The following is a 16,420-nucleotide window of genomic DNA, read 5'->3' as shown; positions in this document are numbered from 1 at the left end:
AGATCGGCAGGTGAGAACTTTGTCCATAGTAGTAGTAGAAGGCGAAAAATTAAAACTCAGCAATCTTTCAAAAAAAATGTGGCCCGATGAAAATATAACAAAGGCCGAATTTATAAATTATTACGTGAAAATAGCCCCTTTTTTATTGCCCTACTTAAAAGATCGCCCGGTAGTCTTTACGCGCTATCCCGATGGAATAAAAGGCAAGGCTTTTTACCAAAAAAACATACCCGATTACGCACCCGAATGGTTAAAGACTTACGATGAAGTAAGCTTCAATAATGGTGAAAAAAAAATAATACGCTATGCGCTCCTGAATGATTTGAAGAGCCTTCTTTGGGCGGCCAATCAGGCGAGTCTCGAGATTCACCCCTGGCTTTCGCGCATCGGGACAATAGACTATCCGGACTTTGCTGTATTTGACTTGGATCCCATGGAAAATACTGGGTTTGAGGATGCCCGGCAATTAGCCTTAGTATTAAAAAAAATATTTGATATGGAAGGTATTAAAGGTTTTCCGAAGACATCGGGGGCTACCGGAATTCAAATTTTTGTTCCCGTAGAACCGCGGTATACTTATAATGAGGTAAGAAATTTTGTGGAGTTTTTCTGTAGAGTTCTTGAAAAAACCTTTCCGGAAAAATCAACAACGGAGAGAAATGTGAAAAATCGTGAGGGTAAAGTCTACTTAGATTATCTGCAAAACGTAAAAGGTAAAACCCTTATAGCTCCGTACAGTCCAAGGCCGCTCCCAGGTGCTCCCGTCTCGGCACCGGTTACATGGGAAGAGCTTGAAAAAGGAGTTTTACCTGATGCATTCAATATAAGAAATATGCCCGAAAGGCTAAAAAAAGTAGGGGACCTTTTTCAGGGGGTATTAAAGGAAAAGCAAAAAATTGATAAGTGGATAGTAAAAATTTTTTAATTTTAAGCTTTATATGGCCGTTAATAAAAAAACGGTAATTTTTTTTTAAAACATATTGCATAAATATACAATAATATTTATAATTATTAATAACATAAGTGGGGGTGATTGTATGGGTATTAACATTTGTGTGGAAGAAGCCATGCCCGGGATAAAAAGAAAAGACCTCCTGGAGATCGGTGAGCTAAGTAAAAGGGAAATATTAAAGATACTTTCTCTTTCAGAATCTATTAAAAAAAGGGGAAGGGATTTAAGCTATCAGCCATTAAAAGGTAAAACCCTCGGAATGATTTTTGAAAAAAATTCCACAAGGACCAGGGTTTCCTTTGAAGTAGCCATGTGGCAGCTGGGAGGTTACGGCCTTTACCTGAATAAAAGCGACCTTCAACTGGGGCGGGGAGAAACAATAGAAGACACCGCACGGGTTTTATCAAGATATGTGGATGGAATTATGATAAGAGCCTACCACCATGAAGATGTAAAAAAATTGGCAAGTTTTGCGAGCGTACCGGTAATAAACGGATTGACGGACTACGAGCATCCCTGTCAGGCTCTGACAGATCTCTTTACCATCTATGAAAAAAAGAAAAAATTTTCGGGTTTGAAACTCGCATTTATAGGCGATGGCGATAATAACATGGCAACTTCCCTCATTTTTGGATGTGCAAAGGTGGGTTTGGATATTACCGTGGCTTCTCCCAAAGGGTATCAGCCGGGGAAAGATGTTTTGAATAAGGCGGAAAAGGATTCAATGATGAACAATTCCAAAATCGTCGTAACCGAAGACGTGATGGAAGCTGCTGAAAACGCGGATGTAATTTATACCGATGTATGGACCAGCATGGGCCAGGAACGGGAGGCGGAGGAAAGGAAAAAGGTTTTTTCAGGATATCAGGTCAATGGGAAAATCTTGAAAAAAGCCAAAAAAGATGTAATGGTTATGCACTGTCTGCCGGCACACAGGGGGGAAGAAATCACCGATGAGGTGCTGGATGGCCCAAATTCTGTTGTTTTCGATCAGGCGGAAAATCGCCTGCACGTTCAGAAAGCAATTCTAATTTCACTGATGGCATGATATTTTCACAAATTCATAAGTTTGAGGGGGAATGTTAAATGAAAAAGGTTGTTCTTGCTTATTCGGGAGGACTCGATACTTCGGTAGCAATAAAGTGGTTGAAAGAAAAATACGATTGCGAAGTGGTGGCCTTATGCGCAGACTTAGGGGAGGGAAAGGACTTAGAGTTTATTAAAAATAAGGCTTTAAAAATTGGAGCTGTAAAAAGTTACGTATTTGATGTCAAAGAGGAATTTTTAAAAAACTACGCTTTTGCTGCACTGAAAGCCAATGCCCTTTATGAAGGAGTTTATCCCCTGAGCTCCGCACTTTCACGACCTCTGATTGCTAAGCTCCTGGTAGAGGTCGCAAAGGAAGAAGGGGCTTTTGCTGTAGCCCACGGATGTACGGGAAAGGGAAATGATCAGGTGAGGTTTGATGTATCGGTAGCAGCTTTAGCACCCGAACTTACTGTAATTGCACCCGTAAGGGAATGGAGCATGTCCCGGGAAGAAGAGGTGGAATATGCGGCAAAGCATGGAATCCCCGTACCTGTAGGAAAAGAAAATCCCTTCAGCATAGATCAAAATCTTTGGGGAAGGAGCATTGAGTGCGGAGTTTTGGAGGATCCATGGGTGGAACCGCCGGAGCAAGCGTTTGAATGGACCGTTTCGATAAAAGATGCGCCGAACGAGCCCTCCTATGTGGAAATAACCTTTTATAAAGGAGAGCCGGTAGAATTAAATGGAGAAGAACTTTCCCAGGTGGAAATCGTAGAGAAATTAAATAAGTTAGCGGGGGCAAACGGTTTTGGAAGGATTGATCATATAGAAAATCGTTTGGTGGGGATAAAATCCAGGGAGGTTTATGAATGTCCGGCCTCGCTCCTATTAATAAAAGCTCACAGGGAATTAGAAAGCCTTACCCTTCCCCGGGAGGTGCAGCATTTTAAATACATTATTGAACAAAAATACGCAGAAATAATTTACAACGGCCTATGGTTTTCTCCTTTGAAGGAAGCCTTAGACGCATTTATTGAAGAAACTCAAAAATACGTTAATGGAATTGTACGTGTCAAAATATTTAAAGGAAATGCGGAAGTGGTGGGAAGGAAATCAATAAACTCAATGTACGATGTTAAACTCGCCACATATGCCGAAGGAGATTTGTTCGACCACAATGCGGCCAAAGGGTTTATTAAGCTTTTTGGACTCCCCACAAAGGTGTTTTCCCGGGTAAATAAAGAAAAGTAAAGATACGGGGTGGTTTTGATGAATAAAAAACTGTGGGGTGGAAGGTTTGAAAAGGATACGGATGCTCTTGTAGAAGAATTTACCGCATCCATCGATTTTGATAAAAACCTGTATAAAGAGGACATAATGGGGAGCATGGCTCATGCCCGGATGCTGGCGAAAACCGGTATAATATCAAAGGAAGAAGCGGCTCAAATTATAAAGGGATTACTGGAAATAAAGGCCGAGATCGAAAATGGAATGTTTGAATATACGGTGGAACTGGAAGATATACACATGCATATTGAAAAAAGGCTTTTTGAAAAGATAGGGACGGTGGCCGGAAAGCTTCATACGGCCCGAAGCAGGAACGACCAGGTAGCCCTTGATATGCACCTTTATGTTAAGGAAAAGATAGATGATGTAGTAAAAGGTATAGATATTCTCATGGGCACTTTATGGGAATTATCCCTCCAACATCAAAATACCGTAGTTCCGGGTTACACCCATTTGCAAAGGGCTCAACCAATTTTTCTTTCAGATTACTTTAAGGCTTATTATCATATGCTGAGAAGGGATAAAGGGAGGTTTTTAAAAGCAAAGGAAAATGCCGATTTAATGCCCCTCGGCGCCTGTGCTTTAGCCGGGACCACCCTTCCCATCGACAGGGTCTTTGTAAAAGAACAGCTGGGTTTTTCTAAAATATATGAAAATACAATAGATGCGGTAAGCGATAGGGATTTTATAATGGAATTCCTATCTGCTTCCTCCATAATAATGGTGCATCTTTCCAGGTTGGCTGAAGACTTGATATTATGGAGCACATCCGAATTTAATTTTATCGAATTGGACGATGCTTACTCTACGGGGAGCAGCATTATGCCTCAAAAGAAAAACCCCGACGTGCTGGAGCTCATCAGGGGGAAGACGGGGCGGGTATTCGGGAATTTAATTTCGGTATTGACTATGATGAAGGGGCTTCCGCTTTCCTACAACAGGGATATGCAGGAAGACAAAGAACCTCTCTTTGATACGGTAGATACGGTTTTATCCTGCCTTAGCGTACTCCCCGGGCTTTTAAAAACAATGAAGATAAAAAAGGAAAATATGAAAAAAGCGGTAGAAGATAGCTTTATTGATGCCACTTACTATGCGGAATACCTGGTTAAAAAAGGGGTGCCCTTTCGACATGCCCACGAAGTGGTAGGGAAAATGGTGTCCTACTGCATCAAAAAGAATAAAAAATTGAGGGATTTAAATGTATTGGAATTAAAAAATTTCTCCAGCCTTTTTGAAGAAGATGTGAAGGATGAAAATAAAGGGTTTTCAATTAAATAAAATTATTCACGGTGAGAGGGAATAGAAAAGCGGGGGCTAACCTTAGATGTGCCCCCGTTATATTTTATTTTAATGTTTCCAGATAATAGATTTAAATTTCTTGACCTGTTCAGTAATTGCCCTTTCTGCAGGCAACCTTTCCATTGAAGAGGCTCCGAAAAAGCCCACAACATTTTTTGTTTTAGAAAGAACATACTGAGCATCTTCTGGTTCTGCTATTGGGCCACCATGGCAAAGGACCATAACTTCAGGATTTATTGCTTTTGCTGCGTCGCAGATTTCCTGTATTCTTTCGACGGATTCATCAAGGGTTAAAGCAGTTTTTGCACCTATGGTACCGCTGGTGGTAAGTCCCATGTGAGCAACTATTACATCAGCGCCGGCTTCAGTCATCTTCTTTGCATCTTCTGGTGTAAATACATACGGGCAGGTCAATAAATCCATTTCATGGGCAAGGGCAATCATTTCCACTTCCAAGTCATATCCCATACCCGTCTCTTCCAGGTTTTGCCTGAACTTTCCATCAAAAAGCCCTACTGTCGGAAAGTTTTGAACTCCTGTAAAGCCCGCTTCTTTTATTTCTTTTAAGAAAATCTTCATTACTCTAAAGGGATCAGTCCCGCAAACACCGGCAAGGACAGGGGTATTTTTTACTATTGGTAGAACTTCCCTGCCCATTTCCATAACAATAGCATTAGCGTCGCCATAGGGTAATAGTCCTGCTAATGAGCCCCTTCCTGCCATTCTGTACCTTCCGGAGTTATAAATTATGATTAAATCAACTCCACCTGCTTCTGCGCATTTTGCCGATATTCCGGTGCCTGCTCCTGCACCAATGATTGGTTTCCCATCAGCTATTTGCTTTTTTAATCTTTCTAAAGCTTCCTTTCTTGTCATTTATTTATTCCCCTCCCATTTTTTTATTAATTCTAACAATTTATTTGCAACAAACTCTGCATATTCGGGGTCGTTGATATGTAAATCAAGTTCTATAAATTCTACAGGTGGTTTTACATTTTCCTTTAATGCTTCAAAAAGGGCTTTATCGGCTTCTGGATCGTAAAAGGGTTTTCCTTCAGCATCAATGGCAGAGACCCCTTTTTTAGGGATTATTACTGCTGTTGGGCCTTTTGCTTCACTTACTTTTTTGCCGATAATTTCTCCTAATTTTTTTGATTCTTCCGGAGTGGTTCTCATTAAAGTTACTGTGGGATTATGTTTGTAGAGGTTTCGATTTTTATAGTGTGCCGGTACTGTGTCTATAGGACCGAAGTTGCACATATCGAGGGCTCCTGGACATATAACTTGAGGTATCCCTTTCTTTGCGGCGGCCTCCAATCTATGAGGCCCTGCTGATAGCACACCACCACAGAGCTCGTCTACCCACTCGGTAGTGGTAATATCTGCTACTGCAGTAATTATACCGTCTTCTATTAGACTTTCCATTGCCTGTCCACCTGTACCTGTGGCGTGGAATACCAGCACTTCATAGCCGTTTTTTTCTAAGATTTCTCTTACCTTAGTTACGCAAGGTGTGGTTACGCCGAACATCGTAGCGCCAATAATAGGCTTTTCATTTTCAGCATTCACCTTTGCATTTACCATTCCACAAATTGCGCCAGCTGCATTTGCAATTATTTGTTTTGAAAGTCTGTTTAATCCGGAAATATCTACAATAGAGTACATCATTGTAATATCCTTTGTGCCTACATAAGGCCTTGTGTCACCAGATGCAAGGGTTGATACCATTACCTTAGGAAAACCAGCAGGGAGCTGTTTCATTGCCGCTGTTGCTATTGATGTACCTGCGGAGCCACCTAAGGAGACAATTCCGTCTATCTTTCCTTCTTCATATAATTTTTTGACAATTATTGAGGCTCCGTTTGCCATAGCCGTTACTGATTCTCCTCTATCTTTTTTTTCAAGGAGTTTGTTAAGTTCGACTCCAGCTGCTTTTGCAACCTCATCCCTTTTAATGTCAGGTTCAAAATAAGGGGGTTCTAAAATTCCTGCATCGATAACAATGGTTTTGCATCCGAATTCTTCCACCTTTTCCTTTAAGTATTTAAATTCGGCTCCCTTTGTATCAAGAGTACCTAAGATGGCTACAACTTTACCCAAAAAAATCACCTCCTGAAAAGTAATTTTATCTACAGGAGGAAGCAAACTTTATGCCAATGGATTTTTATTTTAGCTTTAAAGGAATAGTCTCACTTTTTGTGAAAGTAGATTCACAGCAAAGTGTGCAAGTTGTAAACTTTAATGTTACAAATTAAAGGGGGCTTTATCACATCCCATTTTTTTTAACTTGTTGTAGAGGGTGCGCCTGCTTATTCCCAACTTTTTTGCAGCTTTTGTTTTGTTAAAATTACATTGTTTTAAAACTTCAATTAATATTTTACTTTCAATTTCATATTCAGAATGGGTTTTAAAAAGATTGCTTTGGGTTTCCTTTTCATATTCGTTTTGCTGCAATAATTTTTCCTTTAAAAGGTTTGCGGCTTTATCGTTAAAGGAGAGCATTTTTTCGTTTGAAAATACCAAAAGGGTGTGAATGAAGTTTTCCAGTTCTCGAACATTACCCGGCCAATTATAAAATTTAAGGTTTTTAATCAAGTTAGGGTCTATTTTTGGTATGGGTTTGTTATGCTTTTTACAGTAGCGCTTTACTATTTCTTCGACAATTTCGGGAAGGTCTTCCAAATGCATTCTCAGGGGTGGCATATTAATATTAATGACATTTAGCCGCCAAAAAAGGTCTTCACGGAATCTTCCTTCTTTTACAAGTTTAGATAGGTCCTTATTGGTACAGGCTATTATTCTAACATCTACTTTGATTAACTTCTCCCCGCCTATACGGTAAAATTCTTGATTTTCAATAACCCTTAAAAGTTTTGCCTGGAGGTTTAACGGGATCTCACCTATTTCATCTAAAACAAGGGTTCCTCCGTCGGCAAGCTCAAATTTGCCAATATGTTTTTTGATAGCTCCAGTAAAGGCGCCGGCTTCATGACCGAAAAGCTCACTTTCCAGCAGATTTTCAGGTAGGTTTGCGCAATTTATTTTAATAAGGGGTTTATTTTTTCTCAAGCTTAGTTCATGAATAGCTTCTGAAACCAGTTCCTTTCCTGTACCGCTTTCACCTGTTACCAGCACGGTAATATCACTTGGTGCCACCTTCATTATTATTTCATAAATATTTTGCATAGACTGAGAACTTCCAACCAGTTTTCCCAGCCTTGTAATTTCCTGTTGACTTATTCCCTTTAAAAGGTGAGTTACACTGGATATGGTTTCTCTTACATAATTGCTATCTATAGCCGAACCTCCTATGTAGCCGTGAACATTTGCCCCTCTAAGTTTTATTTCTCTTAAAAAATTCCTTATACTTTCCGGATAGCCTAAGGGACCACCGTATACCATTAATATTTTATCATTTAGTTTACTGTTAATTCTTTTGTAAATATTGCAGTAGATTTTTACGGCTTCTTCCAGGGGCATAAAGGTTTTTATATTACCTTCTCCTCCGCTTGTAAATCCAAAATGAACACAGATAACATCGGCATTTGCTTCGAGCATTTTTACTGTCTCAATTTCGTTTTGGACAAATGCCACTGTAAATATATTCATTTCACTAGCAAGTTTAATTAATTTTACTTCATTGTCAAAACCAAATCCCTGTTCTTCAGCAATTAACCTGAAATTTCCATTGATTATACACATAGTGGGATAGTTAACTATTCCGTTGAAATTGTAGTTTTTTATTATCTCCAAAAGTTCTCTATGAGAGTATTTTGGGTCTGTTGCACATAGTCCTGCTATAACAGGGATATTTTTAACTTTTGGTATGATTTCATTTACACCAAAATTTATTACCATGTCGTTGGCATTAGCATAAGGAAGGTAACCTGCGAGGGAAGGAACTCCTGCCATTCGGAATCTGCCGGAATTAAACAAAAATAACAGATCTGCTCCTCCTTCTTCGGCATATTTTGCGGCAAAACCGCTTCCTACCCCCGCTCCTATAATCAACCTTCCTTGTTTTATAATATCCCTTAATTTTTGCTTTATTTTTTCTCTTTCAAGAGAATCCATAAATTAAAGACACCTCTTAAATTGTATACTTTTATAAATATTTCTATAAATTATTGAAAAGTCCTTTTTATCCTTTCTTTTTTGCAATTATATAGTATTTGCTGTTATGTCCGCCATGGGGCTGGAAGTCAAAATTCTTATTCCTTAGGTTTTCTATTACTGCATCTGCCTGATGGGCATCAGCAGCTTCTAAGAGTATAATAATTTCTTGACCGGGCTCTAATTTTTCCAGGGTTTTGTTTAAATTTTGTATGTCATGGGAATTTATTTCCTTACCGATATTAAGATATATTTCTTTCATAAGCATCCTCCTTCAAATATATTTTTCATTTTTTAGTTTCCCTAAGAACACAAAACAATATAAGGGTGAATAAAAAAACCTTCATAAGTATGTGTGCCACTTATGAAGGTTTTTATCTTAAATCCATTAAATATTTTTTACGCTTAGATCTACAGCTTCCTGAGTTCTGGGGGTTTTTACCCATACCTTAGGTTGTTTATTTAAAGCCCTAAGGATAAGTGCGGATGTATAAGGTAGAGGCAACAGGAATCCCGCCAGTGGAAGGAATAATAACTGCAATAGGGCCGTGAAAGTATGAAGTTTACTCCTGGTCTTCATAAATTTAAGGTATTTTATGTAAAGGTAGTAGGTGAATCCAAAGTAAATAAAAACGAAAGATCTCAGGGTCCATTCAAGAGGTGCCGGGAGAAAAACTGGTTTTATAAGACCTTTCAAACTCAGAATCAAAACCGCTACGGGAATTAATACTGCCAGCTGATAGAGAGTCCATTCTACTTCTCCTTTAAGCAGGAGATTTTTTATTATAGCCTTTTTCTTTTGCAAATCATAATTATTGACTTTGCGGAATTTTTCGATTACCTGAATGTGCCCTGAAGCCCATCTCAGCCTCTGCCTGAAAAAGGATTTATAATTTTCAGGAGTTTGCTCGGTACTGACGTAAGGGAAATATTCGGGCCAGGCATCCTTTTCCAAATAGGCCCGGACACCTATTTCCAGGTCTTCGGTAAGGGCATTATAATCAAAACCACCTATTTCTTTTAAAAGCTTTGATTCGATAAAAAGATTTGTCCCTCCTACGAAGGGAAGCTGCCTCATTAGAACCGGCATATACCATTCATGAGCTAAGGCTTGATAGAGGGAAGCAATTTTTGTAATAGGGCTCAGGAAAAAGAAATTTCTTACCTGGAAAACCGGCCCCTGCCATATTAAATTTTTCCGGTCGGAGGACAACCAGCGATAAGCTATATATAAAAGCACGTCTTTTTCCGGATGACTTTCCGCATCGTAAAATCCGCAAATATCCGAATTTTTATCTATGAACGATAAACCGTAGTTTAAAGCTCTGCCTTTCGTGGAAGGAACGGACTTTCCGATGCACATACCCTGATAAAAACCATCAAAGTCGTAAGGCACCATTACGTGTTTTAATATAGGAGCATTTTTTCTCTTTTTAAATTCCTCAATTTTTTGTTCAACTACTTGCTGGGTAGTCACCGCAGTTCCTTTTTCCAGCTCTTTTTCATCGGTTATCACGATTATTTCCAGCAGGTTGTGAGGATAATTTAATTTTGCCAGGTTTTCAATGGTCTGACCTATTACCTGGGCTTCCTCTCTTGCGGGGACTAAAATTGAAAACATGGGGATTTTTTTATTTTTTTCTCTGGCTATTCTTTTCAGGTCTAACAAACTGAGGGGTCTTCTCCTGGACCAGTAGTATTTATTGGAGTAGTTCATCCAGAAAAAATACCTTAAAAAGAGGACGAAGAAGAATAAGTACAGAAAAACCGCTATAATATATATTATCTGTGGGAGTTCCATTTTATCCCCCTCTTTTTATAAATGTTTTTAATATCGTGCCAAAAATATTAATAAGCACTATTAAAGATTATATACCTCTATTATTCTAATTTAAAGCACGTATATGGGCGGTTTTGCTTCTATTTTTTTCAAATTGAGTCTAAAAACCATCCTTAGGGAATTTTTTCATTAATAATTATTAAATATTGAAAAATAATGGGAATTTTCCCGTTACACATTTATATTTTGTGTATTTTTTGATAGGATATTTAAGTAAATAATTATTATAAGGGTGCGTGAATTATGTTTTTTATGCAAAACAGTGCTCTCTGGCTCTTTCTTATATCCTTTATAGAAGCATCTTTTTTCCCCGTTCCGCCCGACCTGGTATTAATTCCCCTCTGTTTAAAGCATACCGAAAAATATTTATTTTATGCTTTTATCGCTTCAATTGCTTCCGCGATGGGAGGGCTCTTCGGTTATTTTTTGGGGGTCAGGGCGGGAAGAAGCCTTTTGAACAAATTTATAAATAACTCAAGATTAAAGCTAATTGAAGATTATTTTAAAAAATACGGAGCCTGGGCTGTAGCTATTGCGGGTTTTACACCAATACCCTATAAAGTTTTTACTATTGCCTCAGGTATTTTCAGGATGGACATTTTTACCTTTTTTATTGCTTCTTTTTTTAGCAGGGGCGCCCGGTTTTTTTTAGAGGCTTTAATTGTACGTTTTTTTGGAGAAAAGGCGGAGCTTTTAATTAATAAATATTTGGGTCCGGGGTCATTTGCTTTAATAGGAATTATTTTTGTTGTTTACTATATTATTTTAAAAAGCAGTTTTTTTGTGAGGGCAAAAATTTGGATTTTACCGTTTTATAAAAAAATTAAGTTTGCTGTTTCCTTATTTCTCGAGAAATTTGGAGAATTCGGTGTTTATGTCATTGCCGGAGTAAGTTACAGCTCCGTTGCTGCGTTAGTTTTTTTGAAAATTGTTGACGGATTAAAGGAAAAGGAACTGGACTTAATCGATGGTGCAATTGTTAAATTCATTCTCTCGCACTTTAAAACGCCACTGATGGATATAATCACCGGAAATTTTATAGAAGTTGTGGAATCGCCGGTAACGGTAATAACTGTTTTTATAATATCCACCGGTTTTGTTTTTTATATTTATAAAAAATTGATCTATTTATTTCTGACTTTTGCTTCTTTTTCGGGGGCCGTAGTGATTCAGTTGGTACTAAAAAATGAGATTCAAAGATTAAGGCCCGTTCCGGAAATTCCCATGGGTTTGTTTTTTAAATACGGTTTTCCCAGCGGATCGGTTCTGGTTTTTACCTCCTTTATAGGATATGCAGTTTTTTTGACTGTAAAAATTTTAGATAAAAAAACCAAAAAATATGCTATAATTTTTATTGATTTATTGCTCACTGCTTTTATCGGTTTTTGCAGGGTATATAATATGTTGAATTACCCTTCGGATGTCTTTGCGGGATTTTTGATAGGGGGGATTTGGCTTTCGGCTTTGATAATTATTACCCTGGCATTTGAGAATTATTTCAGGATCAGGAGGGGTTGAAGGATGTGCAACACAGGAAAGAGTAACTTGAAAAAACTGATGACTATCTTTACGGTGGTTTTTCTCCTGTTGTTTATAGCAGCGGGCTGCGGTATGAAAAAAAACACGCCTCAGTCTCAGGAAGAAAAGGTACCGGTCAAAGTTCTGGATTTAAAAGCCCTAACCGTATCGGAGTTTCAAGAATTTCCCGCACTTTTGGAAGCTGAGGGCCAAATAGCATTAGTTTCTAAAATGTCGGGCAAGGTGGAAAAGGTCCTGGTGAAAGAAGGACAGGAAGTAAAAAAAGGCGATGCCCTGATAAGATTGGAAACAAAAGATGTAATGAATCAGGTTAATCAGGCTAAAGCAGCCTACGACCTTGCTTTATCCAACTATTCCAGAATAAAAAACAGCCAGTCCGTCCAGGAAGTGGAAAGATTGGAATCCGCGGTTACTCAGGCGGAGTTAAATTACAATAATGTGCTGAATAATTACGAGAAGATGAAAAATCTGTATGAGCAGGGAGCAATATCCAAACAGCAATTCGAAAATGTGGAATTGCAATATAAAATTGCTAAGGAGCAATTGGAATCTGCAAAAACACAACTGTCTTTAACAAAGGAGAAGGCCATACCCGATATGATAGAAGGGGCGAAAGCCCAGCTTGATCAAGCAAAGGCTGCTTTGGACACCGCCATGAGCGCTCTGGAAAACACGGTAATCACCGCACCGGCGGACGGAACGGTGGGTTCGATTAACGTGAAAGAAGGGCAATTTGTGGGAGCGGGGACGGTAGTAGCGGCGCTGGGTAATATTAAAGCCCTGGAAGTGAAGGTATATTTGCCCGAAAATAAGGTAAATGCTGTAAAACCGAAGGATAAGGCCGTGATAAAGGTGGATGCTGCGGGTTATTCCGGGGAAGGAGAAATAGCCGATGTGGGGGTCTACAAGGATCCGAAAACTCAAACGTATCCCGTGAAAGTGATAGTCAATAATGATAAAGGGCTTTTAAAACCGGGTATGCTGGCCAAGGTGGGAATAAAGGTAAAGGAACTGGAAGGTCTTTTTGTACCGGAAAATGCTGTGGTATCTTTTGGTCAGGATAAAGCGGTGTTTGTGGTATCGGATAATACCGCGTACTTGCGGAAGGTCAAGGTAGGGGATACCCTTTCGGGTTACGTTCAGTTGCTGGAAGGGGTTAAAGAGGGAGAAAAGGTGGTAGTGGAAGGTCAGGATTACCTGGAGGACAAAGATAAAGTAGAAATAATAAGCGGGAGTGAAAAATAATGAGCTTTGCATCCTTTTCCATAAAGCGCCCGGTAACCATGCTCATGATAATTCTCGTTATACTGGTGCTGGGTTTTGTATCTCTAACAAGACTGGGAATTGACCTTCTGCCCAATTTTTCTTTCCCCATCGCGGTTGTGGTAACCGAGTACAGCGATGCCGGACCTCAAGAAGTAGAAAATATGGTGACCAAACCTTTGGAACAAATAATTGCTACAGTAAAAAACGTAAAAAGTATTAGTTCGATTTCCAATGAGGGTTATTCCACCGTAATAGTGCAATTTAACTGGGGCACCAACATGGACTTTGCCACCCTCGACTTAAGGGAAAAAATCGATATGGTAAAAGCTTATCTTCCATCGGGGGTTAAAAGCCCTCAAATTTTTAAATTTGACCCTTCCATGCTTCCGGTAATGGAAGTGGCGGTATACGGGATGGATGATATTTCCCAGCTAAAAAAATATGCTGAAGATGAAATAAAACCAAAACTCCTCAGGGCTGAGGGGGTGGCCTCGGTAGACATTGTGGGGGGCACCGAGAGGGAAATCCATATAAAGGTTGATCCTTCAAAGCTCATTTTTTACGGAATTACCATGGATAATATTGCAAGAGCACTGCAGATGGAGAACCTGAACTTATCGGGAGGGTCCATCGCCTACGGAGACAGGGACTACCTTGTGAGAGTCCTTTCGGAATTCAAGAGTGTGTCGCAAATTGAAAATTTACCTATTACATTGCCATCGGGGATAACCATACCCCTTAAAGATATTGCCCGGGTAGAAGATACTCACAAGGATATTGCCACTATTTCCAAGTACAATGGAAAACCCAGCATTACTTTAGTTATTCAAAAACAGAGCGACTACAACACCGTCAAGGTTGCGGATAAGGTACAAAAAGAGCTGGATAATATAAAGAAAAGCGCCGGCGAAAATTTGTATTTTGTCCCCATTTTTGATCAGGCGGAATTTATAAAGAAAGCTATAAATAGAGTGGTGGGAAATGCCTACAGCGGGGCTTTGCTTGCGGTGCTAATAATATATTTATTCTTGGGGAATCTCCGTACAACTTTGATAATAGGTCTTTCTATTCCTATTTCCATAATTTCTACCTTTATACTCGTTTATTTCAACCATCTTACATTAAACATGATGTCCCTGGGAGGCTTAGCTCTCGGGGTAGGAATGCTGGTGGATAACTCCATAGTGGTTCTGGAGAATATTTTCAGGCACAGAGAGCGCGGGGAAGATAGTATCGCTTCTGCCATCAACGGTACAAATGAGGTCACCAATGCCATTGTGGCTTCTACATTGACCACTATTGCCGTATTTTTGCCGATTGTTTTTATACAGGGTATTACAGCTCAGCTTTTTAAAGAACTTGCACTTACGGTGACCTTTTCCCTTCTGGCATCCCTGGCGGTAGCCATTACTTTGGTGCCTCTTTTGTCATCCCGGTTGATGATTGCCGATAAAGGAAAGAAGATTACCATAATAGAAAGATTTTCCGTATTTTATGAAAAAGTAGAGAAAAGATACAGAAAATTACTGGCATGGGCTTTGAATAATAGGAAGAAAGTAGTAGCTACAGCTACCGTGCTTTTTATAGTAAGCCTTGCGTTAATACCGCTTGTTGGCACCGAATTTTTGCCCCAGTCGGACGCGGGGATGATCAATGTCAGCATCGAAATGCCCTACGGTACCAGACTGGAAAAAGTGGAGGAAACGGTAAATTTAGTGGTTGATAGAATAAAAAATATAAAGGAAATAGAAGGAATTTTAACGAATGTGGGAGTTTCAGGAAGCGGATCGGGAATGGGCTTTTCTACCACCAGTAAAAATGAAGCCCAGGTGAGCATAAAGCTTGTTCCTCTTTCTGAGAGAAAGAGAAAAAGCGCTCAGGTAGCCGATGAAATCAGGAGTATTTGCAGGACCATTCCGGGGGCAAAAATAACGGTAAGATCTGTTAGCACCTTTGATTTTTCGGGAGGCAATTTGTTAAAGCCCATTTCCATAGTTATCAAGGGGGACGACCTTAATAAATTGAAGGAAATTTCGGATAGGGTGGTAACTGCGGTAAGGTCTGTGGAAGGCACCCGGGAAGTGGAAAGCAGCCTGGATAAAGGAAGGCCGGAAATCCAGATTAAAGTGGATAAATTGAAGGTTGCCTTTTACGGCTTAAATTCAGCCCAGATTGCAAAAATAATTGAAAGCAATTTATCGGGCTTCACCGCTACTAAATATAAATATCAAGGGGAAGAGATAAACGTTGTTGTAAAAGCTGATGAGGATGTGGTATCGAGCATAGATAAATTAGAAAACCTTATCATACCGACTCCCTCCGGTGGCCTGGTGACATTGTCTCAGATAGCAGAAATTAAAAAAGAAAACGGCCCAGTGGCGATTAATCGTGAGGATCAGGTAAGGGCTGTTACGGTATCCGGGGCGATTTCCGGAAGACCTGTTGGTGTGGTAAACCGCGAAATAGAAGAAAAGTTAAAAACCATTCCCCTTCCGCCGGGATACGAGATAAAAATGGGGGGCGAGCAGGAGCAGTTAGTAGAAGCTTTTGCGGATCTAAGTTTTGCCCTGATTCTGGCCGTTCTCCTGGTGTATATGGTAATGGCAGCGCAGTTTGAATCTTTGTTCCAGCCCTTTATAATAATGTTTTCCGTGCCCTTGGCGGTCATCGGTGTGGTACTATCGCTGGTTTTAACGGGGAGGAATCTCAACGTCCCGGCCTTTATCGGTGTGATAATGCTCGGAGGAATTGTCGTAAATAATGCCATTGTTCTTATTGATTTTATCAATCAGCTGAGAGCAAGGGGATATTCCAGGACTGAAGCTATATTGGAAGCGGGTCCGATGAGATTAAGGCCGATTTTAATGACAACTCTTACCACGATCCTCGGGCTTTTCCCGTTAGCTCTGGGACTTGGGGAAGCGGGAGAGCTTCGGGCGCCTATGGCTACCGTTGTAATAGGTGGGCTTACGGTGTCTACAATGCTTACTCTTGTAGTAATACCTGTTGTGTACACCATTTTTGAAGACATAGGCCAGAGGATTAGGTTTTTCAGAAAAACCGATTAAGTCTAACGAAAGCGGGTGAAAGGC

Annotated in this window: 12 protein-coding genes; 7 read left to right on the top strand and 5 right to left on the bottom strand. The window is 39.8% G+C overall.

The genetic code is table 11. The annotated features are described in order from the left end of the window. Positions 1-19 precede the first annotated feature (19 nt). From ligD to argH, 4 genes are all read left to right on the top strand, one after another. Positions 20-925, top strand: coding sequence for a non-homologous end-joining DNA ligase (ligD, locus tag ATZ99_RS01865; RefSeq protein WP_068747540.1), 906 nt, complete (start codon positions 20-22; stop codon positions 923-925). Positions 926-1,037: 112 nt separating this feature from the next. Further along, entirely contained in the window at positions 1,038-2,000 is a 963-nt protein-coding gene (gene argF / locus ATZ99_RS01860; protein ID WP_083947294.1) for an ornithine carbamoyltransferase, read from the top strand. Positions 2,001-2,038: 38 nt separating this feature from the next. Beyond that, the gene (locus ATZ99_RS01855) at positions 2,039-3,232 is read left to right on the top strand and encodes an argininosuccinate synthase (RefSeq protein WP_068747539.1); all 1,194 of its coding nucleotides are present in this window, start codon (positions 2,039-2,041) and stop codon (positions 3,230-3,232) included. Positions 3,233-3,250: 18 nt separating this feature from the next. Then, positions 3,251-4,549 carry an argininosuccinate lyase gene (argH, locus tag ATZ99_RS01850; protein ID WP_068747538.1) on the top strand — a complete coding sequence of 433 codons (1,299 nt, stop codon included), beginning with the start codon at positions 3,251-3,253 and terminating at the stop codon, positions 4,547-4,549. 69 nt (positions 4,550-4,618) lie between these two features. Here the strand turns inward: argH and ATZ99_RS01845 are convergent, their stop codons facing one another. The 5 genes from ATZ99_RS01845 to ATZ99_RS01825 all read right to left on the bottom strand — a co-directional run bounded on the left by ATZ99_RS01845 (position 4,619) and on the right by ATZ99_RS01825 (position 10,484). Next, complete coding sequence (locus ATZ99_RS01845; RefSeq protein ID WP_068747537.1) at positions 4,619-5,446, bottom strand: phosphoenolpyruvate hydrolase family protein; 828 nt, start codon at positions 5,444-5,446, stop codon at positions 4,619-4,621. Next, a complete protein-coding gene (locus tag ATZ99_RS01840; RefSeq protein ID WP_068747536.1) occupies positions 5,447-6,670 on the bottom strand; it encodes a Tm-1-like ATP-binding domain-containing protein in 1,224 nt (407 codons plus the stop codon). Between the two features lie 144 nt (positions 6,671-6,814). Further along, a complete protein-coding gene (locus ATZ99_RS01835) occupies positions 6,815-8,644 on the bottom strand; it encodes a phosphoenolpyruvate hydrolase family protein (protein ID WP_068747535.1) in 1,830 nt (609 codons plus the stop codon). Positions 8,645-8,711: 67 nt separating this feature from the next. Next, positions 8,712-8,945: a hypothetical protein gene (locus ATZ99_RS01830; protein ID WP_068747534.1), complete on the bottom strand. Its 234-nt coding sequence runs from the start codon at positions 8,943-8,945 to the stop codon at positions 8,712-8,714. 126 nt (positions 8,946-9,071) lie between these two features. Next, a complete protein-coding gene (locus ATZ99_RS01825) occupies positions 9,072-10,484 on the bottom strand; it encodes a glycosyltransferase family 2 protein (protein ID WP_068747533.1) in 1,413 nt (470 codons plus the stop codon). Positions 10,485-10,766: 282 nt separating this feature from the next. Between ATZ99_RS01825 and ATZ99_RS01820 the strand changes: the two genes are divergently transcribed. Genes ATZ99_RS01820 through ATZ99_RS01810 form a run of 3 tightly spaced genes read left to right on the top strand, consistent with a single transcriptional unit; the run spans position 10,767 to position 16,396 of the window. Further along, positions 10,767-12,041, top strand: a complete 1,275-nt coding sequence (locus tag ATZ99_RS01820; protein ID WP_068747532.1) for a VTT domain-containing protein — start codon at positions 10,767-10,769, stop codon at positions 12,039-12,041. Positions 12,042-12,044: 3 nt separating this feature from the next. Next, positions 12,045-13,307, top strand: coding sequence for an efflux RND transporter periplasmic adaptor subunit (locus tag ATZ99_RS01815; protein ID WP_068747531.1), 1,263 nt, complete (start codon positions 12,045-12,047; stop codon positions 13,305-13,307). Beyond that, positions 13,307-16,396: an efflux RND transporter permease subunit gene (locus tag ATZ99_RS01810; RefSeq protein WP_068747530.1), complete on the top strand. Its 3,090-nt coding sequence runs from the start codon at positions 13,307-13,309 to the stop codon at positions 16,394-16,396. The genes ATZ99_RS01815 and ATZ99_RS01810 overlap by 1 nt, the downstream gene beginning before the upstream one ends. Positions 16,397-16,420: the final 24 nt, after the last annotated feature.

Source organism: Thermovenabulum gondwanense (assembly GCF_001601575.1).
In the GTDB taxonomy this organism is placed as follows: domain Bacteria; phylum Bacillota; class Thermosediminibacteria; order Thermosediminibacterales; family Thermosediminibacteraceae; genus Thermovenabulum; species Thermovenabulum gondwanense.
Note: the sequence above shows the minus strand (reverse complement) of the source record. Positions and strands in the feature narration are given on the sequence as shown.